This window comes from Streptomyces sp. YIM S03343 (genome assembly GCF_054729195.1).
This window is the reverse complement of the sequence record NZ_JBPUKX010000002.1, coordinates 207,090-223,377: the sequence shown is the minus strand read 5'-3', so window position 1 is coordinate 223,377 and position 16,288 is coordinate 207,090. Positions and strand designations below refer to the sequence as shown.

The window sequence follows — 16,288 nt, the reverse complement described above, 5'->3', positions numbered from 1 at the left end:
GCATTTGGGGGAGCGGGCGCAGTGTATGGGCATGATCCAATGCACTTCCAGGCCGATGTGCCCTTAGTGTTCAGGTCGTTATCGACGGTGACGGCCGGGGCGGGCGCCGGCCCGAAACCGCGATCAGTTCGTGACAGGCTTGGCACAGCCCTTGTTCCTCCGACCTGCTACGGAGGTGGCCCGTCGGCGAGTTGACGGGTTCGCGGACGGTTGCCGCGTACCGCTTGTCGGCGCTGCGGTCCCCGGCGAGGATCTGGGTGGCCGGGCGGAGCATGGCGGCGATCTGAGCCCCGTTCCCACCGTCGTGGGACAGACCGACCATGTGCCGCCGGTGGGCGGCGGGGTCGTGCCGACGGATGGTCGGACCGCGCGCCTCAAGCCCGTTGAGGACTCCTGCCGCGCTGCCCGGGTCCAGGCCGAGTACTTCGCCTCGCCTGCTGACTCATGGCCCCGGCTGACTCAGCAGGGTGAGCGCGATGACCTGCCGACGACGGAGGCCCTCCGGCCCGTGTACGCGTCGATGTCGCCCGCGCGGAAGCGGTTGCAGAGACGCGCGAGGTTGTCAGACAAGTGCGGTGGTGGGAGTCAGGGTCCCGCCGTCACCGCACGCCGTGTCCCGGCGGACGGCCGCCCCCGCGATCGCCGGCTACGGTCCGCTGCGGTCCGCGACGACCCGTTCGACTGGAGGACCGGCAGGGCGGGCGCGCCCGTCGGCAGCATGTGCTTGGCGGCCAGGACCGGTGTCTCGCCGGCCCGTACGACCTGCGTGATCAGCACGGCGGGGGTGTCGGCCGACCGGTTCAGCTGCTCACCCCGATGCTGTCCGACCAGTGTCGCCGTCACCGTCGAGTGCGCGCCGAGCGCCACCCCGTGCGACGCCCCGGTGAGCACGGCGAGCATCGAGGTGCGGTCGGGCGCGGGCTCCTCGCGCAGCGCGCGGGCGAACGCGGGGTGCACCCGCTCCAGTACGTCGTCGGTCGCCGCCCACTCCTGGCTGAGCGCCGCCGCCGCGGCGTCCCCGGTCAGCAGCGACTCCCAGAACCGCAGCTCCGCGCGGGCGGGCGCGAGCAGGTGCTGGGTGGTGAAGTCGGTCGGCTCCTCGACGGTCCGCAGCAGCGCCCGTACGTGCAGGGGGGCGCCCGCGCCGATCACCTCCTCCAGCGGCTGGATGTGCTCGAAGCCCCGGCGCGGCGGGCGGTCGTTCACGGTGCGGCCGACCCCGCGGCGCACGGACAGCAGGCCGTCCTCCTGGAGCAGCAGCAGGGCCTCGCGCAGGGCGGGCCTGCTCACGCCCAGCTCGGCGGCGAGCCGGGGCTCGGAGGGCAGCGTCGAACCGGGCGGATAGGTCCCGGCATGGATGGCGTCCACGATCCGCTCGTACAGCACCACGACCGGCCGTCGCTGCTCTCCGCTGACCACCAGTGCCCCTCCTCGGCTCACTTGTCAGCAAGTTATGCCGTCAGCGCCGCACCGGCAAATGCGCGACGACCAGGGCGAGGGACCTTCGGCCGGTGTGGTGGGCCGGAGGCCCTCTGACGTTATACGCGCGTAGATTCCAGGCTGTCCTCATGCACTTGTCTGACAAGAGAGGGCAGGGGCTGTTGACCGTACATCCAAGACATGACCTGCAAGGCAAAGGGGCCGACATGTCCACCACGCTCGGCCGGAGTCGCTCCGGATCCACATCCGAATCCGAATCCGACCTGGCGGGGCGCGGGCCCATGCTGGTGGCGATGGTGGTGGCCGTACTCGGCTATCAGATCAACGCAACCATGCTCAGCCCGGCCATCCCCGACGTCGTCAAGCGGCTCGGCACCACGACCGGCGCCGTGGGCCTTTCCCAGACGCTGTTCTTCCTCATGGCGGCGATCGGCCAGGTCACCCTGGCCCGCCTGAGCGACCAGCGCGGACGCAAGCCGATGATGATCATCTGCGCGGTCTCCCTGATCCTCGGCGACCTGCTCTGTGTCGTCGCGCCGAACATCCAGATCTTCATCGCGGGCCGTATCCTCCAGGGCGTCTCCGCCGCGTTGTTCGCCCTCACCTTCCTCACCCTGAACCAGGTGCTCACCCCGGCCGGCTTCGGCAAGGCCGCGGGCGTCATCACCGCCGTCAACGGCGGCCTCGCCGGTATCGACGCCATCGCAGGCGGTCAGATCGCCGACACCATCGGCTTCCGCGGCATCTTCGTCTGCTCCACCCTGATCGCCGTCGTCGGCCTGCTGGGTGTTCGCAGATACGTACCGGACGTGCCGCCGACCACCTCCCCGGACGCCCGCTTCGACTCGCGCGGCATCTCCGCCCTCGCCCTCGGTCTCACCGGCATCCTGGTCGGCCTCGCCGAGGGCGCTGCCTGGGGCTGGACGTCCGCGCTCACCCTCGGCTTCCTGCTCGGCGGTCTCGCCTCGCTGATCTTCTTCGTCGTCTCGCAGAAGAGCGCCCCGAACCCGGTCATCGACGTCGAGGTCCTCGCCTCCCGCCGCGCCTGGCCGCTGCTGCTCACCACCATCTGCACCCTCGGCGGCGCCTTCGGGGCGATCGCCCTCACCATCCCGCTCTACTCCCAGGACACCCGGGTCGGTCTCGGCATGTCAGCGGTCATGGCGGCCGTCGTCTTCCTCACCCCGGTCCAGATGATCGGCGTGATCTCCGCCCCGCTGACCGGCCGCTTCGGCCCGAAGATCGGCTGGCGCAAGCTCGTGGTCACCGGCGCGACCGCCAACTTCGTGATCTTCCTCCTCGCGACGGTGTTCCTGAAGAGCCAGTGGGTCCTGGTCCCCGCGCTGGCCGCGCTCGGCGTCACGTACGCCGGTTTCATGCTCACCGGCCTCAACGCGCTGTCCGTCACCGCCGCTCCGAAGGACAAGCCCGGATCGCTCTCCGGCCTCAACGGCGCCTGCTTCGGCATCGGAGCCTCGCTGGGCATCGCCCTCGCCTCCGCCATGATCAGCGCGGGCAGCGACGCCGGCGGCGTCACCGCGGCCGGTTACCAGCACGCGATGTACTCGGCGCTCGCCCTGCTCGGCGTCGGCGTCGTCACCGCCCTGCTCATCGAGCGTCCCGAGCCGTCCGACGTGGGCGGCACCGGCCAGGGCGACGAGCCGCTCATCGGCACCCACCACTGAGCCCTCACGCGCAGGGCCAGTCACCCCGCCCCCGGCACCAGGACATCTCGCCCGGTGCCGGGGGCGGGGTCGTCGTCCCACCCGGCCCGGACGACCGAGTCATCCCGCGCCCGAGAGCTCGCCTCGACGGCCGAGGCGGCGCCAGACGGCCCGTTGGAATCTGAGCGTCAGCACGCCCACCACAATCAGCAGCACGATGTTGAGTAGGAGTTGGCCCAGTGATCCGCGCGCCTCGCTCCAACCGGAGAACGCGCAGGACACCCCGATGTCGGCGGCGGCGGGGATGGTGGTGACCGAGATGAAGACGCCGAGCAGTGCGCTGGACCTGGCCTGCGTCAACGACATGATGCCGACGATGCCGGCCAGTACCGCGACGACGACCGAGAAGAGATTGGGGGCGTCGATGAGCGCGGAGACAGGCCGGATGCCCAGTTCGAATGCCTTGGGCTGACGGTCGAGGCCCCGGACGGCCCGGGAGAACAGAAAGGTCACCACGATGGCCGTCAGGAAACCCGCGGTCAGGGCGAACAGCCCCTGCCGGATCCTGGTGGCGTTCTTGAGGTCGATGGCCAGCGCGACGCTGGTGATGGCGCCGTACTCCGGTCCGACCACCATCGCCGCGACGATCAGAATCTGGGAGTTGGTGAAGATTGCCACCGCTGCCAGGATGCCTGCGATGACCAGATAGATATAGAAGCTCGGCCCGTACGTGCCCTCCGAGCGGATCCGCGCCTCGACTTCGTCCCAGACGGGTGCGTGCGCGAGCGCCCCGAGCTGCTGCCGCTCCGCTTCGGCGGCCACGCCCGAGAAGGCCGTCTCCACCGGCTCGATGACAAGGGATCCACGGCGGTCGAGACCGAGTTCGCGCAGGCCGCGCAGTACGGCGTTGGCTCCACCCGAAAGGACGTCGCACTCGACCGCGTCGCCGTCGGGACGGTGTGCCGACCCAGGTTGGACCACCAGGTTGAACACGAAGCGGTTGCCGGTCAGCAGCCCGATGGCCCGGGGTGCGAGATCAGGGGGGCTCACCAGCCGGAGGTGGATCATCTGCATGCACGATCTCCCTCACGCGGCGGGCGACGGCCGAGCCGCTGTGGTGAGTGCGCGTACTCGGAGTCGGCTCAGGCTGGACCCGGCCGACTACAGCCAGTAATGCCTGCCGGGGCGGCGACGGCAAGCCGAGTGGGGGGTATGCGGGCGGCGCAGGCCGCCAGTGGGCCGTAGGGGCGCCGGCCTCTGGAGCGGTCGGCGGTACGGCCGTGGGGCTGCGCTCTCGGCGACTCCTTCGATGTGACAGGTGGGACCAAGGGGACTGATAGTGAACAAAGGGGGATTTGCCGATTCTTCGGAGCAGCCATGGATCGCTATCCTCCCATCGCCGACCACGGCCTGGTGGGTGACCTGCAGACCGCCGCGCTGGTCTCGTCGCAGGGTGTCGTCGACTGGTTCGCCGCTCCCCGGTTCGATTCGCCCAGCGTCTTCGCCGCGCTGCTCGACCACGACCGCGGCGGGTACCTGCGGCTGGCTCCCGAACACCCCGACGGGACGTTCAAGCAGCTCTACTATCCCGACACCGCCATCCTGGTGACCCGGTTCATGTCACCGGACGGGGTGGGCGAGGTTCTCGACTTCATGCCTCCGAGTCATGATCGCACCCCCACCGACCGGCACACCCTGGTGCGTGTGGTCCGTGTCGTGCGCGGGACCGTCGACTTCACACTCGAGTGCCGGCCGCGCTTCGACTACGGCCGCGCCGAGCACGAGCTAGCACTCGGCGACGACGGCGCTCTGTTCCGGGCTCCCGCCGCCGACGGGCACCTGCGGGCCACCTTCCCGCTGGAGCGGGACGGCCAGGACGTGCGCGGACGGGTAAGTCTGAGCGCAGGCGAGTCCGGTGGCGTGGTGTTCACCGTCTGCGCGTCCGGCGGCGAGGCGCCCGAGGCCCCCACGGCCGACTGGCTGACCGGACAGTTCGACGACGTCGCAGGGTTCTGGCGGCAGTGGCTGCGCCAGTCCCGCTACCGGGGACGGTGGCCCGAGCTGGTTCACCGCTCGGCCATCACCCTCCGGCTCCTCACCTATGCCCCGACCGGCGCGCTGATCGCTGCTGCCACCATGGGCCTGCCCGAACAGGTCGGCGGAGAACGGAACTGGGACTACCGGTTCACCTGGGTGCGTGACAGCGCGTTGTCCGTGCGGGTCATGCTCGATCTCGGCTTCGCCGACGAGGCCATCGGCTTTGTCCACTGGCTGGTGGACAGGCTGCGTGAGCGCGAGGGCAAGGAGGAGGAGCCGCTCCAGACGATGTACCGCGTCGACGGCAATGCCGACCTGCCGGAGGAGACGCTCGATCACTTCGAGGGCTACCGCGGCTCCTCGCCCGTCCGTATCGGCAACGGCGCCGCCGACCAGCTTCAGTTGGACATCTACGGCGAGGCCCTCTACGCGGTGTCCCAGGGTTTCGAGGTCGCGCAGCAGTCCAGTATCGAGGGATGGCGGGCGCTTGCCAGGACGCTGGACTGGCTCGCCGACGCCTGGGACCGGCCGGACGAGGGCATCTGGGAGACCCGTGGCGGCCGCAAGGACTTCACCTACAGCCGGGTGATGTCGTGGGTCGCCTTCGACCACGGGATGCGTCTGGCCGAGTTGTTCCGCAGGCCCGCCGACGTGGACCGGTGGCGCAGGGCGAGGGACGCCGTGTTCGACCAGGTCATGGAACGGGGCTGGAGCGAGAAGGAGCGCGCCTTCGTCCAGCACTACGACGAGGACGTGCTGGACGCCTCGCTGCTGCTCATGCCCAGGGTCGGATTCATCGCTCCCCGGGACAGGGCCTGGCTCTCCACTCTCGACGCCATGGACCGCAAGCTCGTCTCCGACAGCCTCGTCTACCGTTACGACCCCGCGGCATCGCCCGACGGGCTGCGCGGCTCGGAGGGCACCTTCAGCCTGTGCACCTTCCTCTACGTCGACGCGCTGGCCCGGGCGGGACGGGTGTCCCAGGCCCGCTACACGTTCGAGAAGATGCAGACCTACGCCAACCATGTCGGCCTCTTCGCCGAGGAGATCGGTCCTGCCGGGGAACAACTGGGCAACTTCCCCCAGGCGTTCACGCACCTTTCCCTGATCATGGCCGCCATCACGCTCGACGAGGCGCTCGACGCGGAGCACGGGCGCTGACCCATGGCCACGCAGACCCGTCCGGCGGAACAACCACGGCTCACCGCAGCCGAGTTCGACGCGCTGTACCGGCGCCTGGCGTCGCGCGCCGCCTGGGCCGGGGGCGAACGGGGTGCCTTGGCCGCGCTCACCCCCAGCCGTGTGCTGGACGCCACCCGCGAGGTGCGGACCGGCCGGTCGGTCACGCTGGCCGCGCCGGTCGAGACCTCGCGCGGTCCCGACGATCCGGAGCCCGCACGGCACCGGATGAGCGCGTGGCACGGGCAGACCGGTGACACGGCGGGCGGACTTCACTTCGCCAGGGACAGCTTTGCCATGAACGTGCATGGGGACGCCGACAGCCACTTCGACGCCCTGTGCCATGTGATCTACGACGGTACGCTGCACGGCGGAGTGAGCGCGGGCAGCGTGACGGCGGACGGCGCCACGGCGCTCTCCGTCGACACGGTCCGCGACGGGATTGTCGGACGTGGCGTGCTGCTGGACATCCCGCGGGTGCGTGGCGTCCCGTGGCTCGAGCCGGGTGATCACGTGACCGCCGATGACCTCGCGGGAGCCGAGAGCGCACAGCAGGTCCGAGTGACCGAGGGCGACCTTCTGTTCGTCCGCGTCGGCCACCGCCGGCGCCGTGCCGAGCTGGGAGCGTGGCACTCGGCGAAGGCCCGTGCGGGCCTCCATCCGTCCGCCATGGAGTTCCTGGCGGACCGTCGGGTGGCTGTGCTCGGCAGCGACGGGAACAACGACACCGCACCGAGTTGCACCGAGGGTGTCGACTTCCCCGTGCATGTGCTCGCGATCCACGCCATGGGCCTGCACCTGTTGGACTACCTGCAGTTCGAGGACCTGGCGCCGGTCTGCGAAGGGGAGGGACGCTGGTCGTTCCTCTGTGTCATTGCTCCTTTGAGGCTGCCGCTCGCCACCGGTTCACCGGTCAACCCGATCGCCGTTCTGTGAGTTCTTGGATCCCGGGTACAGATGGAACGTCATGTGCACAGTCCGCGCGCTGCCCACCGTCGTCGTGGTCATGGGCGTCTCGGGATCGGGCAAGTCCACTGTGGGAAGACTGCTCGCGCGGCGGCTCGCGGTGCCCTTCCTGGAGGCGGACGACCTCCACCCGGCCGCGAACCGCGCCAAGATGGCCGCGGGACGTCCCCTCGACGACGAGGACCGCCGGCCCTGGCTGACGGCTCTGGTCGCCTGGATCCGGGAGGCGACGGACTCGGGCCGTGGCGGAGTGATGGCGTGCTCGGCACTCAAACGCGAGTACCGGGACCTGTTCCGCGGGGCCGGCGCAGGCGTGTGGTTCCTTCACCTGCAGCTCGACCCCTCTTCCGCCGGTCGACGGGTCGCCGGACGGGTGGGGCATTTCATGCCCGTCCAATTGGAGGACTCGCAGTACGCCACTCTCGAACCCCTGCGAGCGGACGAGCCGGGGATGACCGTGGACGCGGCAGCCGCCCCGCAGACCATAGTCGACGAGGCGGCGAAGGCCGTGTCGGCCGCCGAATGAACGGGCGCCTGCTCGATCCCCCTCAGGTCGCAGATCCCAACAGCGCCCGATAGGTTCGAAATAGGCTGGTTGCACCTGATCGCCCTGGTGGGCGCTCCTGCGAACGGATCTCCTCATGGCTGACGATCACCACTACGACGTCATCATCATCGGTACAGGAGCGGGCGGCGGTACGCTCGCTCACCGGCTGGCCCCCACCGGCAAACGGATCCTGATCCTGGAACGCGGCGACTACCTGCCGCGGGAACGGGACAACTGGGACTCCACCGCCGTCTTCGTCAAGGGCAAGTACCGTGCGCCGGAGTTCTGGTACGACAAACACGGCAACGAGTTCCCCCCGGAGGTCAACTACTACGTCGGCGGCAACACCAAGTTCTACGGCGCCGCCCTCTTCCGGCTCCGGCCCGAGGACTTCGGTGAACTGCGCCACCACGACGGCACCTCACCGGCCTGGCCGATCCGCTACGAGGACCTGGAGCCGTACTACACGCAGGCGGAGCAGCTCTACCTGGTGCACGGGCGGCACGGCGAGGACCCCACCGAGGGGCTGGTCGGCGGCCAGTATCCACACCCCCCGGTCGAGCACGAGCCGCGCATCCAGCAGCTCAGTGACGACTTGGAGAAGCAGGGACTGCACCCCTTCCACCTGCCCATCGGCGTGAACCTCACCCAGGACGACAACGGCGGGGCCACCCGTACCAGCGTCTGCATCCGCTGCGACCGGGTCGACGGCTTCCCCTGCCTCATGGGCGCCAAGTCCGACGCTCAGGTGATCTGCGTCGATCCGGCGCTGGAGCACGACAACGTCACGATGGTGACGGGCGCCCAGGTGCGGCGCCTGGAGACCGACCCGACCGGACGCACCGTGACCAAGGTCGTTGCCGAACTCGGCGACGGCGCGACCGAGTCGTTCGGGGCCGATATCGTGGTGGTGGCCTGCGGCGCGGTCAACTCCGCTGTCCTGCTGCTGCGTTCGGCCAACGACAGGCATCCCGGCGGCCTGGCCAACAGCTCGGACGTGGTGGGACGCCACTACATGCGGCACAACAACCTGGCCCTCATGGCGGTGTCCAAGGAACCCAACCCCACCACGTTCCAGAAGACCCTGGCCCTGCACGACTGGTATCTGGGCGCGGACGACTGGGACTTCCCGCTCGGCGGCATCCAGATGCTGGGCAAGTCGGACGCGGACCAGATCCACGGCGAGGCGCCGCGCTGGGCCGGTGCTGTCTCGCCCGACATGCCGTTCGAGATGCTGGCGCACCACGCGGTCGACTTCTGGCTGTGCGGGGAGGACCTGCCGCTGTCCGGGAGCCGCGTCACCCTCGACAAGGACGACCGCATCCACCTCGCCCTCGACGAGAAGAACAACATCGCCGGACTCGAACGCCTCCGCCACAAGCTGCAGAAGATGCTCGGTCACCTGGGCATGCACGAGCACCGTCTGCTGTCGCACAGCATCTACCTGCACAAGGGCATGCCGATCGGGGCCACTGCGCACCAGGCGGGCACCGTACGGTTCGGCGAGGACCCTCGCAGTTCGGCCCTAGACGTCAACTGCAAGGCCCATGACGTCGACAACCTCTACGTCGTGGACACCAGCTTCTTCCCGAGCATCGGCGCGGTGAACCCGTCACTGACCGCCATCGCGAACGCCCTGCGGGTCGGCGATCACATCGCCGCACGGCTGAGCTGACGGGAGCGGCGCCCGCCCTTTGCGCGACAGCACCCGTCACACGTTGTCCCCTGGCGTTCCGGCGGCCGAGGTGTCGGCATCCGTGAGCGGCTCCAGCTCACCCATCGTGTCGAGCCGGAACAGCAGCACCAGAGCCGGGCCGACCAGCACGACGGCGATGACCGTGACGATCGTCAGCCAGCGCAGGGTGTGCGCGGCGCCGGCCGCCTGGGCCACCGTCAGCGAGGTGGGCAACATGTAGGGCCGCTGCGCGAGGCCCCAGGCACCGACGGTCAAGGCGATGCTCGCCACCGAGGTGTAACGGGACAGGCCGTAGGACCGGCGCCACAGCATCAGGACCGTGGCCAGACCGCAGACCCCGGCCAGAACGACCAGCACCAGGCCCCATCCGCCGGTGAGTCCCTGCCAGACGTATCGCGCGTCGTCGTGGGTGACGGGCAGGCCGACGAGCGCCAGGACGACGACGGCCGCGAAGGCGAACAGCGCGCGCGACCGGAAGTAACCGACGAGGTCGTCGGCGTCGAACCGGCGGGCGTCGGAGCACAGGAACACCGCCCCCAGGAACGCGGTTGCGGCGATGGCCAGCAGACCCGCCAGGACGGAGGTCGGGTTGGCCCAGGCGTCCGCGGAGGCGGTCGTGCCGACCGCCACCCGACCGGAGGCGATGCCGCCGAGCACGGCCCCGAAGAAGAACGGCGTGAGCAGTGATGACACCGCGAACACCGCCCCGTAGACCCGGCGCCCGGCCAGCCGGCGGGTCGGTTTGCGCAGGGCGAATCCGGCCCCGCGCAGCAGCAGCCCGACGGCGCCGAGGACGAGGGGCAGCCACAGCGCGGTGAAGACGGCCTGGAACAGTGTGGGGAAGCCGGTCCACATGACGACCAGGATGAAGATCAACCACACGTTGTTGGTCTCCCAGACCGGTGCCATGGCATGGTCGATGAGCCAACGGGGCCGCTTGCCGCGCTCCGCTCCTCCGGCCAGCAGGTCCCAGAAGCCGGCGCCGTAGTCGGTGCCCCCGGCGCAGGCGTACGCGGCGATCGCGATCACCAGGACCCAGGCGATGAGATCGGCCATCATGACGCACCGCCCGCGGAGTTGCCGGACCCGTGCCGGGGCGCGGCCTGGGCCGGCTCCGGCTCTCTGGGCCCGTACGGGGTGCCGGCCTCAGGGGGCGACGCGGCCCGTGCGACGGCATACCCCTCGTCGGCGATACGCCAGCGGGTCCGCATCTTCAGGACGACCGCGAGGAACGAGCCGAAGACGGCCACGTACACGCCCATGACGATGCCGAGCGTCGTCCACAGCGATCCGGCGCGAGTGGGTGTCACCGCCTGGGAGACCCTCATGAAGTTGTAGACGATCCAGGGCTGCCGGCCGACCTCGGTGGTGATCCAGCCGCACTCCACGGTCACCAGGCAGGCGACTCCCGCGGCCGCGGCGCAGCGGAAGAACCAGCGGCTGCGGGGCAGGTCCCGGCGCCTGAGCCAGCACCAGCCGTACCAGAGCGCGAGCAGGATGAGCAGGCTGCCGATGGTGACCATGATGTCGAAGGCCCAGTGGGCGATGGTGGCCTGGACGACGGTGGGGCGGTCGTCGGCCGGTACCGACGTCAGCCCGGTCACCTGGGTGCTGGGCTTGAAGCTGGCGAGGATCGAGTCCAGTTGCGGGATCTTCAGGCCGCCGGAGACCGTACCGTCGCTGTTGAGCCTTCCGAACATGTACTCGGGCACATGGGTGTCCGTTTTCCAGACGAGCTCCATGCCGGCGAACTTGACCGGCTGCTTGTGGAAGACCGCCCGGGCGGCGGAGTCGCCGAGCATGAACTGGACCGGTGTGAGGATCGCGGCCACGGTGAACGGCACCGTGAAGCCCAGCCGGTGGTACCGGTCGCGGCGCCCGCGCAGCCAGCCGACCGCGTACACGCCGGCGACCACATAGCCGGCGGTCAGGAACATCGCCACCACGAAGTGCCAGTACTCCGCACCGAAGATCGGCGTGAAGACCGCCTGCCGCACATCGACATGGACGGGATTGCCCTTGGCGTCGAGTGCGAACCCTTGCGGGGTGTTCATCCAGGAGTTGGCGGCGATGATGCCGAACGCCCCCAACAGAGCGGCCGGCGGCAGCGGTACGCCCAGCCAGAAGTGCGTCCAGGGCTTGAGTCGGCGCCAGCCGTACAGGTAGACCGCGATCAGAACGGCCTCCAGGAAGAACGCCCATGCCTCGACCCCGAATCCCAGGCCGAACACGTCACCCCAGCGGCCCATCATCCGGGGCCACAGCAGGCCGAACTCGAAGGACAGCACGGTGCCGGTGACGACACCGATGGCGAACTGGACCGCCATGACCGCCGACCAGCGGCGGGCCAGGGTGAGAGCGACGGCGTCATTGCGGCGCAGCCCGCGGTGGTGCATCAGCAGGGTGATGAACGGCAGCGCCACCCCGAACGGGACCAGCAGGATGTGTGAGGCGAGGGTGAAGGCCATCAGCTCGCGAGCCGGCAGGAGTTGAGGGGGGCTGTTCGCCAGATACGCCGCTGTGCTGAGCATGTACGCCTCGGTGGTCTGCCCCGCGGGGCGCGGGAGTGGGCAAGGACGGAGTGCGAAGGGAGGCCGGGGTGTCTCGCCGGTCGGAGGGACGGCAGCACGGTGCCCTGGTCAGGGAGACGGCGGAGGTGCCTTCCGCGGCGGCGGGCCACCGTCGGACGAGGGGCTGCCGTCGGACGAGATGAAGGCGCGTTCGCGTCGCGCATTGGTGGCGAAGGTGACCGCCCAGCTGAGCACCGCTCCCAGTCTGCTGCGGAATCCGGTGAGAAATGCCAGATGGATGAAGAGCCAGACGAACCAGCCGGGCGCTCCCGACAGATGCACCGGACCGACCTTGACGACGGCCCGGCCCCGGCAGATATAGGCGGCGCTGCCGAGGTCCGTGTACTTGAAGGGCTTCGGCTGCTTCGTCCTGCCCTCCACGGCGTGGCGTACCGCCCGGCCGGCATACGCGCCCGACTGCATGGCGACCTCGGCCAGGCCCGGCAGCCGGTTCAGGCTCATCGCATCGCCCGTGACGCGGATCTCCGGATGACCGGGAAGGGTGAGGTCGGGTTCGACCGCGATACGCCCGGCCCGGTCCTGCTTGGCACCGGTCGCCCGAGCCACCACCGCGGCGATCGGCGGGGCCTCGACCCCGGCCGTCCACAGCACGGTGCGTGCCGCGAACCGGGAGACCGCGCCGGTCCGGTCCCGTACCGTCAGGCCGTGCGCGTCCACGTCGGTCACCATCGTGCCCATGTGGAACTCCACGCCGAGGCTCCGCAGAGTCCGTTCCGCGCGATGGGCCAGCCGAGGGCCGAACGCGCCCAGCACATCGTCCGAGCCCTCGAAGAGCAGCACCCGGGCCTGGGCGGAGTCGATCGTCCGGAATTCCCGGTCGAGGGTGTGACCGGCGATCTCCCGGATCTGACCGGCGAGTTCGACCCCCGTCGGCCCGCCGCCGACGAGCGCGAAGGTGAGCCACTGCCGCCGCTCCTCGGCGTCCGCGGTCGTTTCGGCCATCTCGAACGCCCGGTAGAGCCGTCGGCGGATGTCCAGAGCGTCGTCCAGGGTCTTCATACCGGGGGCGTACGCGGCGAACTCGTCGTGCCCGAAGTAGGACTGACGCATCCCGACGGCGACGATCAGATCGTCGTAGGGCAGTTCGAGAGTCCTGCCGTCGGACCGCCGGGCGTGCACGAGCCGGGCCCGGACATCCACATCGGTGGCCTCGGCGAGCAGGCAGTCCACGTTGTGGTGTCGGCGCAGCACCTTGCGCAGCGGCTGGGCGATCTGCCCTTCGGAAAGGATTCCGGAGGCGCACTGGTAGAGCAGCGGCTGGAAAAGGTGATGGGCGCGGCTGTCGACCAAGGTCACGGCGACCGGTGACCGCCGCAGGGCCCGGGCGGCGAACAGCCCGGCGAAACCCCCGCCGAGAATCACCACCCGGCGGGGCGTGACGTGATCCTCCACGGACCTCAGCCTCCGGTGGCGAAGCCGGGGAAGAGTGTCATTCCGCCATCGACATAGAGGGTGGTGCCGACGACGTAGTCGAGCAGATCGGACGCGATGGCGACGACGGCGTAGGCGATGTCGTCAGGGTCGCCCACCCGGTCGTACGGGATGAGCCGCAGCAAGTTGGCCTCGGCGTCGGGGGTGGACCAGGCGCTGCGGTTGATCGGTGTGCGGATGGCGCCTGGTGCGACGGCATTGACCCTGATCCGTTCGGGGGCCAGTTCCTGGGCCAGGGTCTGCATCATCATGGATACGCCTCCTTTGGAGGAGGCGTAGTTCACGTGTCCCTTCCAGGGGATGATCTGGTGGACCGAGCTCATGCAGATGATCTTCCCGGCGGACCGTGACACCTCCTCCACCACACCGCGCCGCCGGAACTCCTTGACGGCCTCCCGGGCACAGAGGAACTGGCCTGTCAGGTTGACGTCGATGACCTCCTGCCACTGGGCGAGCGTCATGTCGGTCAGCGCCGAGTCCCGCTGCAGGCCTGCGTTGGCCACCAGGATGTCGATGGTGCCGAACTCCTCGACCATCCGCCCGACCATGTCGATCACCTGGTCCTCGTCGGACACGTCGGCCTTGTGGGCGTAGGCGCGGACCCCGAGGCCCTTGATCTGCTCCACGACCCTTTCGGCTTCTTCCGGCCCGGCGATGTAGTTCACCACGACGTCCGCTCCGGCATGGCCCAGGGCGACAGCGGTAGCCAGGCCGATACCGGAGCTGGCACCGGTCACCAGCGCCTTCTGACCTCTGAGAAGCGGTTCGGCCATCACGTGGCGGCCATCGACGGCCCTTGCTGCCATCTCGTCTCTCCTTCGGTGTCTCAAGCGGCACACCCGCCGGGAGCGGGCGGTACACAGGGGGAGGCCGAGGGCGGTCGGCCCGCCGGTACGGTCGCAGGACGGAACAGGGCAGATGCCGGAACCGTCGGATGCCCGGCGCTCCGACCAAAGCATCAAGGGTCGTGACGGGGACGGAACGGCACACCTCGAAGGCGTATACGGCCGTGCATGCCACACGGGCGGCCTACGAGCGCCACCGCAGCGGGCTTCGCATGCGGCGCCGGTCGCCGTGATGACGGGTGCCGCGGGCGGTGTGCAGCGGGCGGGATTGCTGCGCCGGGGCCGGGTGGTGGAGCAGCTGTGACCTGCGTCGGCTTCACCGCCGACCGGTTTCGGCCGGTGGTCGAGGGCCGGGCTTTGCTCAAGCCGCCGGTACGGTGCCGATCTCGGCCGGCAGGATCAGATCCGCGGCCGTGGCGGCCCGTACCTCGTCGGCGGTGATGCCGGGAGCGAGCTCGGCGAGGAGGAAGCCGTCCGGCGTGATGTCGACGACCGCGAGGTCGGTGATGATGCGGTGGACAACGGCGCGGCCGCTCAGCGGCAGGGTGCACGCGGTCACGAGCTTGGGGCTGCCGTCCTTGGCGGTGTGTTCCATGAGGACGATGACCCGGTCGGCTCCGTGCACGAGGTCCATGGCGCCGCCCATGCCCTTGACCGTCTTGCCGGGGATCATCCAGTTTGCGAGGTCGCCCGAGGAGGAGACCTGCATGGCACCGAGCACGGCGGTGTCGATGTGGTTGCCGCGGATCATCGCGAAGGACAGGGCGGAGTCGAAGAACGAGGCGCCGGGCAGGGCGGTGACGGTCTCCTTGCCCGCGTTGATCAGGTCGGCGTCGAGTTCGTCCTCGGCAGGGTAGGGGCCCACACCAAGGATGCCGTTCTCGGAGTGCAGGACCACCTCGACGCCGGGCGGCAGTTGGCCGGGGATGAGGGTGGGCAGGCCGATGCCGAGGTTGACGTAGCTGCCGTCGGTCAGTTCCCGGGCTGCCCGGGCCGCCATCTGCTCGCGGGTGAGAGCCATGTCAGGTGTCGCCTTCCTGCCGGACGGTCCTGCGCTCGATGCGCCGCTCGGCTGCGGGGTCGCCGGGCGTCACCCGGACCACGCGCTGGACGAAGATGCCGGGCAGATGGACCTCGTCGGGGTCCAGTTCGCCCGGTTCGACGAGGTGGTCCACCTCGGCGACGGTGATCCGGCCCGCCATGGCGGCCGGCGGGTTGAAGTTGCGGGCGGAGGAGCGGAAGCAGAGGTTGCCGTGCCGGTCGCCGATCGTCGCGCGGACCAGCGCGAAGTCGGTGGTGATGCCGCGTTCGAGCAGGTACGGACGTCCGTCGAAGTCCCGCGTCTCCTTGGCGGGCGAGGCGACCGCGACCGAGCCGTCGTCAGCGTACCGCCAGGGCAGTCCGCCCTCGCCGACCTGGCTTCCGGTTCCCGCAGGGGTATAGAAGGCGGGGATGCCGGCGCCCCCTGCGCGCAGCCGCTCCGCGAGCGTTCCCTGGGGCACGAGTTCCACCTCCAACTCGCCGCTGAGGTACTGCCGGGCGAACTCCTTGTTCTCGCCCACGTAGGAGCTCGTCATGCGGGAGATCTGCCCGGCGGCGAGCAGGAGGCCTAGGCCCCAGTCGTCGACGCCGCAGTTGTTCGAGACGATCCGGAGGTCGTTCACCCCACGCCGCCACAGGGCGTCGATCAGTGTGGCCGGTATCCCGCACAGTCCGAATCCGCCCACGGCGAGCGAGTCGCCGTCGGAGATGTCGGCCAACGCCTCCGCCGCGCTCGCGACTGTCTTGTCCAGACCCATGGGGCCCCTTTCTCTCGGGCGACCGGGAAGACTTGCTGGTCACAACCGGTGCCAGTGCCGACGACGAGCAGCGAGCCTAGGTGTGGGGGCGAT

The 16,288-nt window shown here is 69.8% G+C and carries 13 protein-coding genes; 5 read left to right on the top strand and 8 right to left on the bottom strand.

Translation table 11 applies throughout. From position 1 onward, the window contains the following. Positions 1-585: 585 nt before the first annotated feature. Positions 586-1,422, bottom strand: coding sequence for a GntR family transcriptional regulator (locus ACSYGN_RS36780; protein WP_460405744.1), 837 nt, complete (start codon positions 1,420-1,422; stop codon positions 586-588). 224 nt (positions 1,423-1,646) lie between these two features. Between ACSYGN_RS36780 and ACSYGN_RS36775 the strand changes: the two genes are divergently transcribed. Further along, a complete protein-coding gene (locus tag ACSYGN_RS36775; RefSeq protein ID WP_460404385.1) occupies positions 1,647-3,125 on the top strand; it encodes an MFS transporter in 1,479 nt (492 codons plus the stop codon). 99 nt (positions 3,126-3,224) lie between these two features. On the opposite strand, the gene ACSYGN_RS36770 is transcribed toward ACSYGN_RS36775, so the two are convergent. Next, positions 3,225-4,178, bottom strand: a complete 954-nt coding sequence (locus ACSYGN_RS36770) for a DUF389 domain-containing protein (RefSeq protein ID WP_460404383.1) — start codon at positions 4,176-4,178, stop codon at positions 3,225-3,227. Between the two features lie 303 nt (positions 4,179-4,481). On the opposite strand from ACSYGN_RS36770, the gene ACSYGN_RS36765 reads away from it, so the two are divergent. The 4 genes from ACSYGN_RS36765 (at position 4,482) to ACSYGN_RS36750 (ending at position 9,508) form a co-directional block, all read left to right on the top strand. Beyond that, positions 4,482-6,302, top strand: a complete 1,821-nt coding sequence (locus tag ACSYGN_RS36765; RefSeq protein WP_460404381.1) for a glycoside hydrolase family 15 protein — start codon at positions 4,482-4,484, stop codon at positions 6,300-6,302. A 3-nt stretch (positions 6,303-6,305) separates the two neighbouring features. Beyond that, complete coding sequence (locus tag ACSYGN_RS36760) at positions 6,306-7,256, top strand: cyclase family protein (RefSeq protein ID WP_460404379.1); 951 nt, start codon at positions 6,306-6,308, stop codon at positions 7,254-7,256. 31 nt (positions 7,257-7,287) lie between these two features. Next, positions 7,288-7,812 carry a gluconokinase gene (locus ACSYGN_RS36755; RefSeq protein WP_460404377.1) on the top strand — a complete coding sequence of 175 codons (525 nt, stop codon included), beginning with the start codon at positions 7,288-7,290 and terminating at the stop codon, positions 7,810-7,812. 115 nt (positions 7,813-7,927) lie between these two features. Then, entirely contained in the window at positions 7,928-9,508 is a 1,581-nt protein-coding gene (locus ACSYGN_RS36750) for a GMC oxidoreductase (protein ID WP_460404375.1), read from the top strand. A 36-nt stretch (positions 9,509-9,544) separates the two neighbouring features. Here the strand turns inward: ACSYGN_RS36750 and ACSYGN_RS36745 are convergent, their stop codons facing one another. From ACSYGN_RS36745 to ACSYGN_RS36720, 6 genes are all read right to left on the bottom strand, one after another. Further along, entirely contained in the window at positions 9,545-10,588 is a 1,044-nt protein-coding gene (locus tag ACSYGN_RS36745) for a cytochrome d ubiquinol oxidase subunit II (RefSeq protein ID WP_460404373.1), read from the bottom strand. After that, the gene (locus ACSYGN_RS36740; RefSeq protein WP_460404371.1) at positions 10,585-12,060 is read right to left on the bottom strand and encodes a cytochrome ubiquinol oxidase subunit I; all 1,476 of its coding nucleotides are present in this window, start codon (positions 12,058-12,060) and stop codon (positions 10,585-10,587) included. The genes ACSYGN_RS36745 and ACSYGN_RS36740 overlap by 4 nt, the downstream gene beginning before the upstream one ends. 108 nt (positions 12,061-12,168) lie before the next feature. Continuing rightward, complete coding sequence (locus ACSYGN_RS36735) at positions 12,169-13,512, bottom strand: NAD(P)/FAD-dependent oxidoreductase (protein WP_460404369.1); 1,344 nt, start codon at positions 13,510-13,512, stop codon at positions 12,169-12,171. A 5-nt stretch (positions 13,513-13,517) separates the two neighbouring features. After that, complete coding sequence (locus tag ACSYGN_RS36730; RefSeq protein WP_460404367.1) at positions 13,518-14,357, bottom strand: SDR family oxidoreductase; 840 nt, start codon at positions 14,355-14,357, stop codon at positions 13,518-13,520. Positions 14,358-14,757: 400 nt separating this feature from the next. Beyond that, complete coding sequence (locus ACSYGN_RS36725; protein ID WP_460404365.1) at positions 14,758-15,417, bottom strand: CoA transferase subunit B; 660 nt, start codon at positions 15,415-15,417, stop codon at positions 14,758-14,760. 1 nt (position 15,418) lies between these two features. Further along, positions 15,419-16,195, bottom strand: a complete 777-nt coding sequence (locus ACSYGN_RS36720; RefSeq protein ID WP_460404363.1) for a CoA transferase subunit A — start codon at positions 16,193-16,195, stop codon at positions 15,419-15,421. Positions 16,196-16,288: the final 93 nt, after the last annotated feature.

Bases quoted from the DNA above. Each gene is read 5' to 3' on its own strand.
- ACSYGN_RS36775 (WP_460404385.1), top strand. From the start codon at position 1,647: ATGTCCACCACGCTCGGCCGGAGTCGCTCCGGATCCACATCCGAATCC.
- ACSYGN_RS36770 (WP_460404383.1), bottom strand. From the start codon at position 4,178: ATGCAGATGATCCACCTCCGGCTGGTGAGCCCCCCTGATCTCGCACCC.
- ACSYGN_RS36765 (WP_460404381.1), top strand. From the start codon at position 4,482: ATGGATCGCTATCCTCCCATCGCCGACCACGGCCTGGTGGGTGACCTG.
- ACSYGN_RS36760 (WP_460404379.1), top strand. From the start codon at position 6,306: ATGGCCACGCAGACCCGTCCGGCGGAACAACCACGGCTCACCGCAGCC.
- ACSYGN_RS36755 (WP_460404377.1), top strand. From the start codon at position 7,288: ATGTGCACAGTCCGCGCGCTGCCCACCGTCGTCGTGGTCATGGGCGTC.
- ACSYGN_RS36750 (WP_460404375.1), top strand. From the start codon at position 7,928: ATGGCTGACGATCACCACTACGACGTCATCATCATCGGTACAGGAGCG.
- ACSYGN_RS36745 (WP_460404373.1), bottom strand. From the start codon at position 10,588: ATGATGGCCGATCTCATCGCCTGGGTCCTGGTGATCGCGATCGCCGCG.
- ACSYGN_RS36740 (WP_460404371.1), bottom strand. From the start codon at position 12,060: ATGCTCAGCACAGCGGCGTATCTGGCGAACAGCCCCCCTCAACTCCTG.
- ACSYGN_RS36730 (WP_460404367.1), bottom strand. From the start codon at position 14,357: ATGGCAGCAAGGGCCGTCGATGGCCGCCACGTGATGGCCGAACCGCTT.
- ACSYGN_RS36725 (WP_460404365.1), bottom strand. From the start codon at position 15,417: ATGGCTCTCACCCGCGAGCAGATGGCGGCCCGGGCAGCCCGGGAACTG.
- ACSYGN_RS36720 (WP_460404363.1), bottom strand. From the start codon at position 16,195: ATGGGTCTGGACAAGACAGTCGCGAGCGCGGCGGAGGCGTTGGCCGAC.